This window comes from Xanthomonas sp. DAR 34887 (assembly GCF_041245805.1).
GTDB lineage: Bacteria > Pseudomonadota > Gammaproteobacteria > Xanthomonadales > Xanthomonadaceae > Xanthomonas_A > Xanthomonas_A tesorieronis.
The window spans coordinates 4,792,606-4,806,881 of the sequence record NZ_CP162490.1 but is presented as its reverse complement, the minus strand read 5'-3'; the positions used below and the strand labels follow the sequence as shown (position 1 = coordinate 4,806,881).

Below are 14,276 nucleotides of genomic sequence, written 5' to 3'. Positions count from 1 at the left end.
CGCCCCCTATTTCTTCAATTCCAATATCGGCACGAAACCGCCGAAGATCATGCGCTTGCCGTCGAATGGCATCGGATTGACCTCCGGATCCATGCGCGGGTCTTCCATCATCCTTTTCATGCCGGCGTCGCGGGTGGCCTTGTCGGGCCATTCGATCCACGAGAACACCACCGTCTCGTCGTCCTTGGCCTCCACCGCGCGGAAGAAGTCGGTCTGCTGGCCGCGCGACACGTCGTCGCCCCAGCATTCGAGCACGCGCAGCGCACCGAATTCGATGAAGACCGAATCGATGCGGGCGTGTTCGAGGAACTTTTGCTTGTTGGCCGTGGGCACGGCCAGCACGAAACCATCGACATAGGACATGGGAACCTCCGGGTGCGGCGCGCCGGGATGGGCGCCTTTCTGCTTACGACGTGCGAGCGGACGGGAAATCGACAGGCGATTGCCGGGAGGGAGAGCTTGTCCGCCAGTGGGCTGCGGCCATGTGAAGCGCTGCGCCGCACGAGCCGATGCACGTGCCTGCCTGCGGCTTGTGCGTTACGTGAACGAGGCAGTAGGCATGAAAGGGCTGCTGCCGGTTCACGATGGCATGCAGCAGCATGGGACGAGCGCCCCGGCGATGCGCGCGCATGCGTCGCGCGGTCATGCCGGCCCGGACCGCTCCTCGCGTTCGATCGCCGCCTGCACCCGCTCGCGCAGCGGCGCGAAGGGCGGCGGCAGCGTCGCCAGCAGATAGCGCTCCACGCTGCGCTCGGCATCGCGGTAGACGGCAGCGCCGACGCTGACTTCGCCGGCATGTGCGCGCCAGCTCGCCGTGCCGTCCTGCCAGCGGAAGCCGCGATAGCCCAGCGCCGGCGGCGCGGTGGCCGGCCCTGGCACGCGCGGCAGGCGTTCGCAGTGCCGGCGCAATCCGCGTGCGGCGATGGCGTCGAGGTCCCAGCACGGATTCGGCTGGCCGCTGTAGATGTCGAGCTCGACGCGCACCGCCCTTCCGTCAGTTGATGACCACCGAGCGCCCGGCGTAGAAGTAGCCGCAGAATTGGGTGTAGCCGCCGCGGTTGCAGGTTTCCGGATTCAGGATCAGCAGGCTGCTGTTGTCGTAATTGCGTGCCGGGGTGTGGCCGGGCTTGTGGCCCCAGAAGCCGCCGCGCTGGTGTCGGTACCAGTGGTAGTCGTAGCCGGGATCGATGACCAGTGCCATCAGCCGGCGCGGGTATTCGGTCTCGCCCAGGCAGTCGCAACGCTTGCGCAGCCCGTCGGCCATGGCTGCGGCGCTGACCGTGTTGCAGGCCATGGTCCAGGTCTGGGCGCCGTGCGCGCGGCCGGGCTGGGCGAAGGTGTTGGTGCGCCAGTTGCGCGCATAGTTGTAGCAGTTGTTGTGGCCGACCACGCTGGCGCCGTTCCAGAAACCGGGGTTGTACTGGCTCACCTCGTATTCGCACTTGCCGCACTTCTCGTCCTGGATGGTGGTGCGCAGCGCGCTGGGTGGCGGCGACGGTGGCGGAGGCGAGGGCCGCGGCGGGTCGGCGAGATAGCGCTGCAGGCGTTCGAGCACGCTCTCGCGCAGTTTGGCGTCCAGCGGGGTCAGCGCGTGTTCCAGCAGCTGCACCCTGGAGCGCAACGGCATGGCTTCGATCAGCCGTTGCGCCAGCGCACCGGAGGCCTTGAAATCGCGGCTGGCGGTGGAGGCCAGGGCGAACTGGCGCGGGACGCCTTTTCTCCTGGCCGGCGTGTCTTCGAGGAATTCGACGCGGACCTCGCGGAAACCCAATCCGTCGAAACCGGCGCCGGGGCGGGCGATCAGCTCCGGGTGACCGCTCACCTCGCCGAGCAGGCGTTCGACCTCGGCGCTGTCGGTGACGTACCAGACCGGATTGGGACGGCCGGAAAACAATGAAACTTCGATCCTTAGCATGTGCTTCTCCATGAATACTGCGTGCGCGCTCGCGGACGCCGCGCGGGCGGTGGCATGAATGCGGGAGCGCGCCGGCGGCGCGCCTGGCGCAGTGGCGTCCTTTTATCGAACGCGCGAAGCCGGGTGGACCGGCCACGCAGGATGCGGCGATGGATGCGGAGCGCCGGTATGCAGGAAGCGCGCTTGGCTGGCGTTGCGGGCGGGTTTCCCCGGATGCCTTGGCATCATGGCCACTTGGTTTTCCTGTCGCGGCTGAAGCCGCTCCTACATCATGCGCGCCGTGCTCTTGTAGGAGCGGCTTCAGCCGCGACAGGAAAGCGCCACGCCATCGACACGCGCAACATGCAGCTTCCGAACTGAAGTGATTAGAGTTGCCTTTCAGTCGCGGCTGGCGTTCCCGGTAACGCCCGTCGCGACTGAAGTCGCTCCCACAAGGGCATTTCCGCTGGCTGTCTCTGTGCGGGCGGTGCGTCAGCCCAGGTCTGCGCCACCCGGGCACGCGGCGGTCAGCTTCAGCGTGTAGGACTGCAGGTTCCAGCGGTGCTGCGGGCTATCGTCCGGCACGTAGTGCCACGACTGCAGGTAACCCTGGGCGCACGATTCGATGGCGATGCTGTCGCCGGGCGTACCGGTTGCAGGCAAGGGCAGCGGACTCGGCACCGCGCGGGTGGCGGCAGGCAGGCTCACGTTGTAGTCCAGGCTCACCGCGCTGAGTTGGTCGGGATCGCCCAGGCGCTTGCCGTCGATCGCCGAGGGGTGTTGCACGAGCCATTCGCGGATCTGGCGCCACTCCGGCGTGTCCTGCGCATAGACGCTCCTCTTCACGATCCGCAGCGCCTCCTGCTGCGCGCTTGCGCTGCCGGCCAGTGCGGCCAGGGCCAGCACGGCGAGGCGTGCCAGCCGTTGCGGCCGCTGGGCGATGCCTGCCGCGTGAGTGCTGCGCTGGTTCGACTGCATGGGTCCGCTCCCTGTCGATGGCCGATCGGACAAAAATACCATCGGCGTGGGTCGGCTGCGCGCCGGGGAGTCCGAGACGTCGAGTGTCTACGCCAAACGCGGCCGGAAAGCGTGTTGCGTGTCAGCGTGGCGCGAGCGAAGCCTGCAGCGCGGTGGCCAGCGCGGCGTCGCCGTTGACCAGGTCGCTCCAGCGCAACGCCAGGCCCTTGCGGCGGCCCTTCTCGGCGAGTTTCAGGCCCTCCGGGTCCACGGTCAGCGTATACAGCCTGCCGTCGATCTCCAGTTCGCGGCGTACCGGTTTGTCGAGGGGGGTCATGCGGCGCCTCCGGTTTTCACGATGCGCCGAGCGTAGCTGGTCCAAGGTGATGGGCGGTTCTGCAATGAGACATGCGATGAAGACGCTCAAGATCGCCACCTACAACGTCAACGGCATCCGCAGCCGCCTGCCGCAGCTGTTGCAATGGCTGCAGCGCGAGGCGCCGGACATCGTCGGGTTGCAGGAACTCAAGAGCGTGGATGCGGGCTTTCCGATCGCCGAGATCCACGCTGCCGGCTATGGCGCGTTGTGGATGGGCCAGTCGGCCTGGAACGGGGTGGCGTTGCTCGCCAAGGGCAGCGATCCGGTGGAGAGCCGGCGCGGTTTGCCGGGCGATCCGCGCGATACGCAGAGTCGCTACCTCGAGGCGATGGCGCATGGCGTGCTGGTCGGCTGCCTGTACCTGCCCAACGGCAATCCGCGCCCGGGGCCGAAGTTCGATTACAAGCTCGACTGGTTCGCGCGGCTGCAGCGGCATGCGCGGCAGTTGGTCGCACTGCCGCATCCGGTGGCGCTGATCGGCGACTTCAACGTGGTGCCGACGGACGAGGACATCTACAACCCGGCGTCGTGGCGCCGCGACGCGCTGTTGCAGCCGGAAAGCCGCCAGGCCTACGCGGACCTGCTCGCGCAAGGCTGGACCGACAGCCTGCGCAAGGTGCATGGCGAGCGCCGGATCTACACGTTCTGGGACTACTTCCGCCAGCACTGGCAGCGCGATGCCGGCCTGCGCATCGATCACCTGCTGTTGAACCCGCCGCTGGCCGCACGCCTGCACGACGCCGGCGTGGACCGTTGGGTGCGCGATCTGGCGCATGCCAGCGATCATGCACCGACCTGGGTCGCGCTGAAGGCCAGCGCGACGCGCGGCGGCGTCGCTGCGTCGCGCGAGAGCGCCACCGGCTCGGCGAAAGCCGTCGGGTCCGCGCATGGCAAAAAGGCCGCCAAGCCGGCCAAGCCAGCGCAAGCGAAGAGTGACGGGAAAATCGTCAAGCCGACCAAAGCGACCAAAGCGAAAGCGACTGGGGCAGCCAGATCCGGGCAGTCCCCCGAAGCCACCAAAGTACTCAAGCCCGCTGAGCAGGCCAGACCTGGGAAACCGGCCAAAGCAACCAAGGCAACCAAGGCAGGCAAAGCAGGCAAGCCATCCGAGGCGGCCAAGCCGGCGAAGCCCACCAAGCCAACCAAACGCACAAAGCCCGCGCGGATCCCCTGACCCGCATTGCACGCGCGTGCGCAAATCGGCCTTGCCGCGCGGGCGCGGGTGCAGGGCTGCCTATACTCAAGGGCCGCTGCCGCCTGCCGTGCGGTACGCGGCGCTTGCCAGGCTGTCCCGGGTTTCCTTTCGCCACCTGCCGGAGTCGCCGTCATGAGCCTGCTCGTCGTCGCGCTGTTGATCGGGATCGTCGCGGGCCTGCGCGCGATGACCGCGCCGGCCGTGGTCAGCTGGGCCGCCAGCCTGGGGGTGTTGCCGCTGATCGGCACCCCGCTGGCGTTCCTGGGGTGGCGCTTCATGCCATGGATCGTCTCGCTGCTGGCCATCGGCGAACTGGTCACCGATCAGTTGCCGGGCACGCCCAGCCGCAAGGTGCCGCTGCAGTTCGGCACGCGCCTCGTGATGGGCGGCCTGTGCGGCGCGGCGGTCGGCATGGGCGGCGGGCTGTGGGTGGCGGCGATGGTCGCCGGTGCGCTCGGCGCGGTGCTGGGGACCTACGGCGGTGCCGCGGCGCGTGCGGCGATGGCGCGACGTTTCGGCCGCGATCTGCCGGCCGCGCTGCTCGAGGACGCCGCGGCGATCGGCCTGGGCGTCCTGGCAATGGCGCTGCTGCGATGAGCCGCCACTTCGACGCGATCGTGGTCGGCGCCGGTCAGGCCGGACCATCGCTGGCAGGGAGGCTGGTCGCCGCCGGCATGCAGGTGGCGCTGGTCGAACGGCAACTGGTCGGCGGCACCTGCGTCAACACCGGCTGCATGCCGACCAAGACCCTGGTCGCCAGCGCGCGCGTGGCGCACCTGGCGCGGCGCGCCGCCGACTACGGCGTGCAGTTGCAGGGCGAGGTGGGCATCGACATCGCGCGGGTGATGGCGCGCGCGCATGCGGTGACGCACAGCGCGCGCGACAACCTGGAGCAATGGCTGGGCGGCATGCGCGGGCTCACCCTGTTGCGCGGCCATGCCCGCTTCGAGGCGCCGCAGCGGCTGCGCGTGGGCGAGGAATGCATCAGTGCGCCGAAGATCTTCCTCAACGTCGGCGGACGCGCGCACGTGCCGGCGCTGCCGGGCGTGGAGCGGGTCGACTACCTGACCAATACCTCGATCCTGCAGCTGCAGGACGTGCCGCGGCATCTGGTGGTGATCGGCGGCAGCTACATCGGCCTGGAATTCGCGCAGATCTTCCGTCGCCTGGGCGCGCAGGTCACCGTGGTCGAGCAGCAGCCGCGGTTGATCGCGCGCGAGGACGAGGACGTGTCCGACTGCATCCGCAGCGTGCTGGAAGGCGAGGGCGTGACGGTGCGGACCGGCGCGCAGTGCATCGCCTTCGCGCCGCACGCGCAGGGCGTGGCGGTGCGGGTGGATTGCCATGAAGGCGCGCCGGACGTGCTCGCCAGCCATGTGCTGCTGGCGATGGGGCGGCAGCCCAATACCGACGACCTGGGCCTGGAATACGCCGGCATCGCCACCGACGCGCGCGGCTACATCGTCGTCGACGAGCAACTGGCGACCAGCGCCGCCGGCGTGTGGGCGCTGGGCGACTGCAACGGCCGCGGCGCGTTCACCCACACCGCCTACAACGACTACGAGATCGTCGCCGCCAACCTGCTCGATGGCGGCCAGCGCGAGGTGTCGCAGCGCGTGCCCGGCTACGCGCTGTATACCGACCCGCCGCTGGGCCGGGTCGGCATGACCGAGGCGCAGGCACGCGCCAGCGGCCGCCCGCTGCTGTTCGCCAAGCGGCCCATGACCCAGGTCGGGCGCGCGCGCGAGAACGGCGAGACCGCCGGCTTCATGAAACTGGTGGCCGACGCGCAGACCCACCGCATCCTCGGCGCGGCGATCCTCGGCATCAACGGCGACGAAGCCATCCACGGCGTGCTCGACCTGATCAATGCCGGGCAGCCGTTCGAGACCCTGCAATGGGCGGTGCCGATCCACCCGACCGTGTCGGAGCTGTGGCCGAGCGTGGTCGGCGCGCTGCGGGCCGAGACGGTGGATGGGGCTGCAGCGTGACGCCGCGAGCCTGAGCCGTCCTTTCGATCGCCGCCATTGCGCCGTGCCGGGCCTGCGGTCGGCGGCGACCTTTCTTCGCTGCGTCCATCCTGCGCGCCGCGGTCGCGGGTCGTTTGCAGGTCGGCCATCCCAGATGGCATGCCTGCTCCGGTACCGGACCGCATCGTGATCGCGTTTCAGCTCCGTCTGGACGCCTTGCCCGATCCCAGGCGCAACACGGCGCTCAATTCACCGCCGAGGCTTCCGCGATCAGCGCAGTGTCGATTTTGCGCTGGCCGGCACCGGGATTGAACTCGAAGAAGGTCGCGAGCTCCCCGCGCCGATAATACGGATGCGCGGCATCGGTATAGACGAAGGTATTGCTCTGGTCGACGCGGCCCTGCCACACGTCGACGATGAAGCGTTGCCACGCCTTGTCGGTGGCATTGAAGATATCCAGCATCACGAAGTGATGATCGTAGGCAGTGCTGCCGATGATCGTGATCTTGACGTTCTCGAAGTTGGGATTGCTCAGCAGGTCCACGGCCGCCAGACCGGACATGTGCAGGCAACGCCCGACCTTTGTCTTCTTGGTGATGGCGCCCAGCTTGATCCAGAAACCCCCGATCTTCTGCGCTCCCCCAAACTCCTTGGTACTCGCATCGAGTTTTTTCAGCCTCCCCTCGATCCACGCGGCGGCCGAACCGCTGGTGTTCGTGGCTTGGGCATCCTTGTCCGTGTAGGTGTAGCCACCATGCGGTTTCGGGATGTTGGTCGGCGCCATCTGCTTCCATTCGGTCAGCGTCGCCGCCCCGATCCAGCTCTCGACATTTTCGATCGTGTATCCCATTGCACACCTCCTGGCGAAAAACACATGGGACGGGCGGGCGGCGCGTGCGTCGCGCCGGCCGCGGCGCCGGGCTCAGCGCAGCATTTCGGTGAACGCGCGGTCGGCCTCGATCACGTCCGGCAGCGCGGCGAACAGCGCGTCCAGGTCCACGTCGTCCAGCAGCGGGCCAGTGACCGCCTGCCGCGCTTCCGGCGTGGCGCCGCCGCAGCGCTCCAGCGCATCGGCAACCAGCGCCGCCTGCGCCACCACGCGCGGCATCGGCTGGCCTTCCGGCGCCTGCAGCGGCCGTGCCTGGAAGGCGATCGCGGTCTGGATCACCTCCGGCAGGTGCCAGCGCCGCGCCAGTTCGGCGCCCACTTCCGGATAGCCGAAGCCCAGCTGCACGGTCTCCTCGGCGGCGCGGCCGCTGGAGGAGGCGTCCGGATGCAGCTGCGCCGCATAGTCGGGCGCGCCGGTCTGGATCAGCAGCTCGCCGATGTTGTGCATCATGCCGCAGGTGAATGCGGTCTCCGCATCCAGGCCCTTCTGCTTGGCCAGCAGCCGGCACACGCCGGCGACCTCGAAGCTGTGCAGCCAGAACGCGCGCAGGTCGAAATGGGGGGGCGCACGGAACGCGTCGGTCATCGACGAGGCCAGCACCAGCGTGCGCAGCGTGTTGAAGCCCAGGCGCAGCGCCGCGTCCTCGACGCTGGTCGAATCGCGCGCGCCGCGGAACCGCGCCGAGTTGGCCAGGCGCAGCACTTTGGCCGCGATCACCGGGTCGCGCTCGATGCTGCGCGCCACGCTGTCCAGGCTGGTGGTGGGATTGTCGAATTGCAGGATCAGCTCCTGCGCCACCTTGGGGATGGTCGGCAGGGTGTGCAGCTGGTCGAACAGCACCTCTAGTTTCATGTGGGACCTCAAGACGGAACAGGAGGGGGCGCCGTCGGCGCAGGGGCGGCGGCGCTCGCCATAGGGGCGAATCCCGCGCATCGTAGACCGAATCGGGCCAGGCGGCGTGCACAGCTGGGGGTATGGTCCGTCCCGATGACGCCGGCTGGACATGCCGCAAGCGGTGTGTACAACGGGCTGCGGGAGCGGCGCCGGGTGGCCTCGGCAAGCCGCGGCGACCGGGTGCCGACCGTCGATGCCCGGACCGAAAGAGCCCCGTCGCGTGGCGATCGAACGCACGCGTACGCCCGCACCGGACCGCGAGCGTCGCGCGTGCGGCGCTCCCACTCGGTTGGGCGTTTCACCCGTCGCCACGCACAGGATGTGCCGGAGTGCCCACGGATCGGCTGGCGCCAACACGAACACCGGCAGCGCGGCGAGACGAGGCGAGGCGAGTCGATCGCCGTGGCCGTGGCCGTGGTCGCTGGTCACGGCGATTCGCCGAGCGGCGGCGGCCGGCCGCCGCGTTCGCCGCCGGGCAAGCTGCCCGCGATAGCGGTAGGTGGTGCGGCGCGTCATCCAGCTGTCACCGAACTGACCCAAACTCGCCGAACTGGGGAGCCGGTCCCATCGACCGTGCGGCCTTTCTCATCCGCGAACGCGGCAGGATCGAACGATGAAATACATAGTGCTGGCGCTGGCGTGCGCCCTGGCGGCACCGGCGGCGCTGGCGCAATCGGGGTATGTGGAGATCGAGCGCAAGCTGAGCGCCGAGCAGTTGCGCGAGGTCGGACTGACCCCGCCCCAGCTGGCCACGCTCAATCGCCTGCTGCGCGACGCCGAGACGCGCGAGGCGGCCCAGACCCCGGCGCGACCCGCGTCGGCGCCCGCGACGGCCGCCGCCGGCGACCCCCAGGCCGAGCAGGGCATGCTGATCGGCCTGGACGATGGCCCGATCAGCGCCCGCGTGCAGGGCGACGTCGCCGGCTGGGCGCCGGGCACCGTGTTCGTGCTGGACAACGGCCAGCAGTGGAAGGTGCTCAAGGGCAGCATGACCCTGCGCAGCGCGCTGGCGTCGCCGGCGATCAAGGTCGTGCCCGGCATCGCCGGACGCTGGTTCCTGCAGGTCGACGAAGACCTGCCGAAGGCGCGGGTCTACCGGATCCGCTGAGCGGCCCGCGTCTATCGCGCATCGTGTAAAGCGGTTTAAGGCCGCGCAGGCCGCGGCACGCGTGTCGGGCGTCCGCCGCCGCGGAACCCGATGCCCGGGGCCACCCAGCGCCGCTTCTGCGCTGCGTACGGTGGGCTCGCCCCTGTGGGAGCGACTTCAGCCGCGACGAACGAAGCGGTGGATGCGCAGCAACCGGATAGCGTCGGGACTGAAGTCCCTCCCACAGTGCACCCGGCGAAGCGAACCGCGAGCCCTTGTAGGAGCGACTTCAGCCGCGACAAACGAAGCGGTGGATGCGCAGCAACCGGATAGCGTCGGGACTGAAGTCCCTCCCACAGTGCACCCGGCGAAGCGGACCGCGAGCCCTTGTAGGAGCGGCTTCAGCCGCGACAAACGAAGCGGTGAGCCTGGCGGCATCGCCCGTGTCGGCATCGCGATGCATCGCCAGTGACCGCAGCGGCTGTAGACGCGATTTCAACCGCGACCCTTGACTGCGGCCAGATGGCGGCTTCGGCTGCCCCGTCGGGGCGGATGGCCCGCGACCACGCAGCGCCGCGCCTACAGGACACCAGCCAGCCCCGCACACTGCGTCACCCCGCCGCGCGCATCCGCAGGGTCAGCCCCTTGAGGAAGTTGCGCAGCAGCTGGTCGCCGCACAGGCGGAAGTTCTTGTGCTCGGGCTGGCGGAACAGCGCCGACAGTTCCGGCTTGGACACCGGGAAGCCGGCGTCGGCGAAGATCTGGTGCATGTCCACGTCCTTCAGCTGGAACGCCACGCGCAGCTTCTTCAGCACCACGTTGTTGGTGACCCGGGTTTCCACCGGGCGCGCCGGCAGGCTGTCGTCACGGCCGCGGTAGTGGAACACCAGCCCGTCGAGGAAGTGCGCCAGCACCAGGTCGCTGCACTCGACGAAGCCGTCCTCGTCTTCCTTCTTCAGGTAGGCCGGCACTTCGCTCCTGTCGATCGGGAAGGCGGGATCGGCGAGGTGGGCCGTGTCCACGATCATCTGGTCGCTCAGGTCGAGCATGTAGCGGATGGAGCGCAATACGTCGTTGTTGATCATGGCCGGTCCGGTGCTGCCGGCAGGCGTCCGGCGGGGTGCGTAGTCTAGGCCGTGTCCCGCGTGGCCGGGTAGGCGCGTGGCTTGCAGGCGCGCCGATCACCGCTTGCGCCGCGCTGCCGCGCGATCGCGACCGACGGCGTTTGCATCCGCGCGCGCCTGCGCCCCATCATCGGCGCATGGACAACACGATCCCCAAGCCGAGTGCGGTGCCTGCACTCAATCCGCGCCAGGAACAGCTGGTGACGCTGGTGCGGCAGCAGGGCTATGCCGATGTGGAAGGGTTGGCCACGCGTTTCGAGGTGACCCCGCAGACCATCCGCCGTGACGTGGCGCTGCTGTGCGAGGCCGGCCTGCTGCGCCGCTACCACGGCGGGGTCAGCCTGCCGTCGAGCGTGGAGAACCTGGCCTACACGGCGCGCAAGTCGCTGCAGGCGCAGGAAAAGCGGCGCATCGCCACGCTGCTGGCGCAGCACATCCCCGACGACGCGTCGCTGTTCATCAACATCGGCACCACCAACGAGGACGTGGCGCGCGCGCTGATGGGGCACAGCGGGCTGCGGGTGATCACCAACAACCTCAACGTGGCGGTGATGATGAGCGCCAATCCGAGTTTCGAGGTGATGGTGGCCGGCGGGCGCGTGCGCGGCCGCGACCAGGGCGTCACCGGCGAGGCCACGATCGAACTGATCCGCCAGTTCAAGGTGGATTTCGGCGTGATCGGCATTTCCGGCATCGATCCGGACGGCACCTTGCTGGATTTCGATTTCCACGAGGTGCGGGTGGCGCAGGCCATCATCGAGCACTCGCGGCAGGTGTTCCTGGCCGCCGACCACAGCAAGCTCGGCCGCAACGCCATGGTCCGGCTGGGGCCGATCACGCGGGTCCAGGCCTGGTTCACAGATCGCGCGCCGCCGCCGGAACTGGCCGCGGTGCTGGCCGAGGCCGGCACCCGCGTGTTCGTCGCCGAAGGCGGCACCGAAGACGAGGCGGAGGCGGAAGCGATGGCCGGCGGCCAGGTCGATCCGGACTGAATGAACCGCGCCGTACGTAGCGCAGGTGGTCAAGGCAAGCTGGCATGGGCGGGCGGCCAGCACGGCCTGGAAACGGACACCCCATTTCATGCGCGTTTATGTTCGTATTATTTCGTTATTGTGGCGTTAAATCCTGCTGGACATCGCGATCTGCGAGAGACCGGGTGCCGGAACTACGTGCGACGTGACGCGTCTATGCGTACAGCAGCAGGACATAGCGTCGACTCTACGCTGCACTGCAGCGTGATATGTTCGAAAATGTTCGTTTACGATCTTTTCGTCATCCGTCGTCGATCCAGGCGCTCACCGCCGGACGCGACGCTTCCGGAGTCAGGCAATGCGCGAGATCTACGATGTGCTGGTGGTCGGTGGCGGCATCAACGGGGTGGGCATCGCCCGCGACGCGGTGGGCCGCGGCCTGTCGGTGTGCCTGTGCGAGCGCGACGACCTGGCCTCGCATACCTCCAGCGCCAGCACCAAGCTGATCCATGGCGGGCTGCGCTACCTGGAGCAATACGAGTTCGCCTTGGTCGGCAAGGCGTTGGCCGAGCGCGAAGTGCTGCTGCGCCTGGCCCCGCACATCATCTGGCCGCTGCGCTTCCTGCTGCCGCACCAGCCGCACCTGCGCCCGGCGTGGATGATCCGCACCGGTCTGTTCCTGTACGACCATCTTGGCCGCGGCCGCCGCACCCTGCCCGGTTCCAAGCGCATGGCGTTGCGCTCGGACCCGGTCGGCGCGCCGCTGCGCGAGGAGTTCCGCACCGGCTTCGTCTATTCCGACGCCTGGGTGCAGGACGCGCGGCTGGTGGTACTCAACGCGATGGACGCGGCGCAACGCGGGGCGCGGATCCTGACCCGCACCCGCTGCGTTGCCGCGCGCCGCGCCGGCGGCGTCTGGCAGGTGCAGCTGGAGCATGCCGACGGGCGCCGCCAGGAGGTGCAGGCGCGCGCGCTGGTCAATGCCGCCGGGCCGTGGGCGGTGCAGTTCCTGGACGACGTGGCCAAGGTCGGCCACGACCATGCGCTGCGCCTGGTCAAGGGCAGCCACATCGTGGTGCCGCGGCTGTTCGAGCACGATCACGCCTACATCTTCCAGCAGCCCGACCGGCGCATCGTGTTCGCGATTCCCTACGAGCACGACTTCACCCTGATCGGCACCACCGACGTGGATTACCGCGCCGATCCGTCCGCACCGAAGATCGACGCCGACGAGACGAGCTACCTGTGCGAGGCGGCCAACCGCTATTTCCTCAAGCAGATCGCGCCCAGCGACGTGGTGTGGAGCTACAGCGGCGTGCGCCCGCTGCTCGACGACGAGGAGGACAACGCCGCCGAAGTCACCCGCGACTATCTGCTGGAGCTGGACACGGACGGCGGCGCGGCGTTGCTCAACGTGTTCGGCGGCAAGCTCACCACGTATCGCAAGCTGGCCGAAGAAGCGGTGGACCGCCTGGTCGCGCAGGCCGGGCGCAAGGCGCCGGCGTGGACCGCACGCGGCGCGCCGCTGCCCGGCGGCGAGCGCCGCGACATCCGCGCATTGGCGCAGGAATTGCGCGCGACGCGGCCGTGGCTGAGCGAGGCGACCGCGTGGCGGCTGGCGCGCAATTACGGCACCCGCGCTGCGCAACTGCTGGGCGACGCGGCATCGCTGCAGCAACTGGGCGACCACTTCGGCGCCGATCTGTACCAGGCCGAAGTGGACTACCTGCGCGAACACGAGTGGGTGACCCAGGCCGACGATCTGCTGTGGCGCCGCAGCAAGCTCGGCCTGCGTATCGACGCCGCCGGCCGCCAGCGCCTGATCGACTATCTGCAGCAGGCGCCGGCCGCGGTGGCCGCCGCGCCCGCTTGAGCCGCGCACCGCGGCCGGCGCGCCCGCCATCGGGTGCCGGCCGTGCGTGCACAATCGCCGTGCGCCTCGGCCATCGCCGTTGCGCGCGAACCTGGAAACGACCGTGGAGGGTGACAGGCATGTGCAAACCGACGACCGGTATCGCCGGCACTGCGACGACAGCGGCACGGGAGCCGCGGCCATGAATCGGCAACTGCTCGGCGAATTGATTTCCGAAGCGGTGGCGATGGTGATCATCATCGCCTTCGGCTGCTCGGTGGCGTGCATGTATGTGCTGTACGACCCCAGTCCCTACCAGCACGCCTACTGGGGCGTGTGCATGGCCTGGGGCCTGGCGGTGACGATCGCCATCTACGTCACCGCGTCGGTCTCCGGCACCCACGCCAACCCGGCGGTGACGCTGGCGCTGGCGCTGTTTCGCGGCTTCGCGTGGAACAAGGTGCTGCCGTACTGGGTGGCGCAGGTGGTCGGCGCGTTCCTCGGCGCGGCCATCGTCTATCTGCTGTTCGCGCCGGTCATCGACCACTACAACCAGACCCAGCACCTGACCCGCGCCGCGGGCGGCGCGGCCGGGGTGTTCTTCACCGCGCCGGGCCTGGCGATCACGCCGATGCATGCGTTGCGCGACCAGGTGATCATGACCGCGTTCCTGATCTTCGGCATCTTCGCCATCACCGAGCGCTACAACGAAGCCGCGCCCGGCGCCAACGCCGGCGCGCTGATCATCGGCCTGCTGGTGGCGACCATCGGCGCCTCGATGGGCTACCTGGAAGCGTGGGCGATCAATCCGGCGCGCGATTTCGGGCCGCGCCTGTTCGCCTACTTCGCCGGTTGGGGGTCCTCGGCGCTGCCGTCCGCCGACAACTACTGGTGGATCCCGATCGTCGGCCCGCTGATCGGCGGGGTGATCGGCGGCGCCGCCTACCAATGGCTGATCTACCCGTTCCTGCCGGCGCGGGTGAAGGCGCTCGAGGACGCAGCGGCGTCGCGCCGGACCTGAGCCGGCACGCCCCAAATCATTCCAGGCGCCGCCGTGGAGCGCG

15 protein-coding genes are annotated in these 14,276 nt (G+C 69.0%); 7 read left to right on the top strand and 8 right to left on the bottom strand.

The genetic code is table 11. From position 1 onward, the window contains the following. Nucleotides 1–6: 6 nt before the first annotated feature. The 5 genes from AB3X08_RS20555 to AB3X08_RS20535 form a co-directional block, all read right to left on the bottom strand. Nucleotides 7–363: a DUF1428 domain-containing protein gene (locus AB3X08_RS20555; protein WP_369934780.1), complete on the bottom strand. Its 357-nt coding sequence runs from the start codon at nucleotides 361–363 to the stop codon at nucleotides 7–9. 279 nt (nucleotides 364–642) lie between these two features. Then, on the bottom strand, nucleotides 643–984 hold the full coding sequence (locus AB3X08_RS20550) for a hypothetical protein (RefSeq protein ID WP_369934779.1): 342 nt from the start codon (nucleotides 982–984) through the stop codon (nucleotides 643–645). A gap of 10 nt (nucleotides 985–994) precedes the next feature. Then, entirely contained in the window at nucleotides 995–1,915 is a 921-nt protein-coding gene (locus AB3X08_RS20545) for a hypothetical protein (protein ID WP_369934777.1), read from the bottom strand. A gap of 471 nt (nucleotides 1,916–2,386) precedes the next feature. Then, nucleotides 2,387–2,872: a hypothetical protein gene (locus AB3X08_RS20540; protein WP_369934776.1), complete on the bottom strand. Its 486-nt coding sequence runs from the start codon at nucleotides 2,870–2,872 to the stop codon at nucleotides 2,387–2,389. 121 nt (nucleotides 2,873–2,993) lie between these two features. Further along, entirely contained in the window at nucleotides 2,994–3,188 is a 195-nt protein-coding gene (locus AB3X08_RS20535) for a hypothetical protein (protein ID WP_184412561.1), read from the bottom strand. A 76-nt stretch (nucleotides 3,189–3,264) separates the two neighbouring features. Here AB3X08_RS20535 and AB3X08_RS20530 point away from each other — a divergent pair, with 76 nt between their 5' ends. From AB3X08_RS20530 to AB3X08_RS20520, 3 genes are all read left to right on the top strand, one after another. Then, the gene (locus AB3X08_RS20530; RefSeq protein WP_369938596.1) at nucleotides 3,265–4,404 is read left to right on the top strand and encodes an exodeoxyribonuclease III; all 1,140 of its coding nucleotides are present in this window, start codon (nucleotides 3,265–3,267) and stop codon (nucleotides 4,402–4,404) included. Between the two features lie 153 nt (nucleotides 4,405–4,557). Next, nucleotides 4,558–5,022, top strand: a complete 465-nt coding sequence (locus AB3X08_RS20525; protein ID WP_369934775.1) for a DUF4126 domain-containing protein — start codon at nucleotides 4,558–4,560, stop codon at nucleotides 5,020–5,022. Continuing rightward, nucleotides 5,019–6,416 carry an FAD-containing oxidoreductase gene (locus AB3X08_RS20520; protein ID WP_369934774.1) on the top strand — a complete coding sequence of 466 codons (1,398 nt, stop codon included), beginning with the start codon at nucleotides 5,019–5,021 and terminating at the stop codon, nucleotides 6,414–6,416. The genes AB3X08_RS20525 and AB3X08_RS20520 overlap by 4 nt, the downstream gene beginning before the upstream one ends. 223 nt (nucleotides 6,417–6,639) lie before the next feature. On the opposite strand, the gene AB3X08_RS20515 is transcribed toward AB3X08_RS20520, so the two are convergent. Together AB3X08_RS20515 and AB3X08_RS20510 are read right to left on the bottom strand one after the other, a co-directional pair. After that, nucleotides 6,640–7,245, bottom strand: coding sequence for a hypothetical protein (locus tag AB3X08_RS20515; protein WP_369934772.1), 606 nt, complete (start codon nucleotides 7,243–7,245; stop codon nucleotides 6,640–6,642). A gap of 72 nt (nucleotides 7,246–7,317) precedes the next feature. Continuing rightward, entirely contained in the window at nucleotides 7,318–8,136 is an 819-nt protein-coding gene (locus tag AB3X08_RS20510; RefSeq protein WP_369934771.1) for an HDOD domain-containing protein, read from the bottom strand. Between the two features lie 655 nt (nucleotides 8,137–8,791). Here AB3X08_RS20510 and AB3X08_RS20505 point away from each other — a divergent pair. After that, entirely contained in the window at nucleotides 8,792–9,286 is a 495-nt protein-coding gene (locus AB3X08_RS20505) for a hypothetical protein (RefSeq protein ID WP_369934770.1), read from the top strand. A 590-nt stretch (nucleotides 9,287–9,876) separates the two neighbouring features. Here the strand turns inward: AB3X08_RS20505 and AB3X08_RS20500 are convergent. Next, nucleotides 9,877–10,350 carry a DUF1456 family protein gene (locus AB3X08_RS20500; RefSeq protein WP_369934769.1) on the bottom strand — a complete coding sequence of 158 codons (474 nt, stop codon included), beginning with the start codon at nucleotides 10,348–10,350 and terminating at the stop codon, nucleotides 9,877–9,879. Nucleotides 10,351–10,526: 176 nt separating this feature from the next. Here AB3X08_RS20500 and AB3X08_RS20495 point away from each other — a divergent pair, with 176 nt between their 5' ends. The 3 genes from AB3X08_RS20495 to AB3X08_RS20485 all read left to right on the top strand — a co-directional run bounded on the left by AB3X08_RS20495 (nucleotide 10,527) and on the right by AB3X08_RS20485 (nucleotide 14,233). After that, on the top strand, nucleotides 10,527–11,381 hold the full coding sequence (locus tag AB3X08_RS20495) for a DeoR/GlpR family DNA-binding transcription regulator (RefSeq protein WP_369934768.1): 855 nt from the start codon (nucleotides 10,527–10,529) through the stop codon (nucleotides 11,379–11,381). A gap of 337 nt (nucleotides 11,382–11,718) precedes the next feature. Beyond that, nucleotides 11,719–13,233: a glycerol-3-phosphate dehydrogenase gene (gene glpD / locus AB3X08_RS20490; protein WP_369934767.1), complete on the top strand. Its 1,515-nt coding sequence runs from the start codon at nucleotides 11,719–11,721 to the stop codon at nucleotides 13,231–13,233. A 181-nt stretch (nucleotides 13,234–13,414) separates the two neighbouring features. Beyond that, a complete protein-coding gene (locus AB3X08_RS20485; protein ID WP_369934766.1) occupies nucleotides 13,415–14,233 on the top strand; it encodes an MIP/aquaporin family protein in 819 nt (272 codons plus the stop codon). Nucleotides 14,234–14,276 lie beyond the last annotated feature (43 nt).

Excerpts from the sequence above, each read along its gene's own strand:
- AB3X08_RS20555 (WP_369934780.1), bottom strand. The coding sequence starts at position 363 with ATGTCCTATGTCGATGGTTTCGTGCTGGCCGTGCCCACGGCCAACAAG.
- AB3X08_RS20545 (WP_369934777.1), bottom strand. The coding sequence starts at position 1,915 with ATGCTAAGGATCGAAGTTTCATTGTTTTCCGGCCGTCCCAATCCGGTC.
- AB3X08_RS20540 (WP_369934776.1), bottom strand. The coding sequence starts at position 2,872 with ATGCAGTCGAACCAGCGCAGCACTCACGCGGCAGGCATCGCCCAGCGG.
- AB3X08_RS20535 (WP_184412561.1), bottom strand. The coding sequence starts at position 3,188 with ATGACCCCCCTCGACAAACCGGTACGCCGCGAACTGGAGATCGACGGC.
- AB3X08_RS20530 (WP_369938596.1), top strand. The coding sequence starts at position 3,265 with ATGAAGACGCTCAAGATCGCCACCTACAACGTCAACGGCATCCGCAGC.
- AB3X08_RS20525 (WP_369934775.1), top strand. The coding sequence starts at position 4,558 with ATGAGCCTGCTCGTCGTCGCGCTGTTGATCGGGATCGTCGCGGGCCTG.
- AB3X08_RS20520 (WP_369934774.1), top strand. The coding sequence starts at position 5,019 with ATGAGCCGCCACTTCGACGCGATCGTGGTCGGCGCCGGTCAGGCCGGA.
- AB3X08_RS20515 (WP_369934772.1), bottom strand. The coding sequence starts at position 7,245 with ATGGGATACACGATCGAAAATGTCGAGAGCTGGATCGGGGCGGCGACG.
- AB3X08_RS20510 (WP_369934771.1), bottom strand. The coding sequence starts at position 8,136 with ATGAAACTAGAGGTGCTGTTCGACCAGCTGCACACCCTGCCGACCATC.
- AB3X08_RS20505 (WP_369934770.1), top strand. The coding sequence starts at position 8,792 with ATGAAATACATAGTGCTGGCGCTGGCGTGCGCCCTGGCGGCACCGGCG.
- AB3X08_RS20500 (WP_369934769.1), bottom strand. The coding sequence starts at position 10,350 with ATGATCAACAACGACGTATTGCGCTCCATCCGCTACATGCTCGACCTG.
- AB3X08_RS20495 (WP_369934768.1), top strand. The coding sequence starts at position 10,527 with ATGGACAACACGATCCCCAAGCCGAGTGCGGTGCCTGCACTCAATCCG.
- glpD (WP_369934767.1), top strand. The coding sequence starts at position 11,719 with ATGCGCGAGATCTACGATGTGCTGGTGGTCGGTGGCGGCATCAACGGG.
- AB3X08_RS20485 (WP_369934766.1), top strand. The coding sequence starts at position 13,415 with ATGAATCGGCAACTGCTCGGCGAATTGATTTCCGAAGCGGTGGCGATG.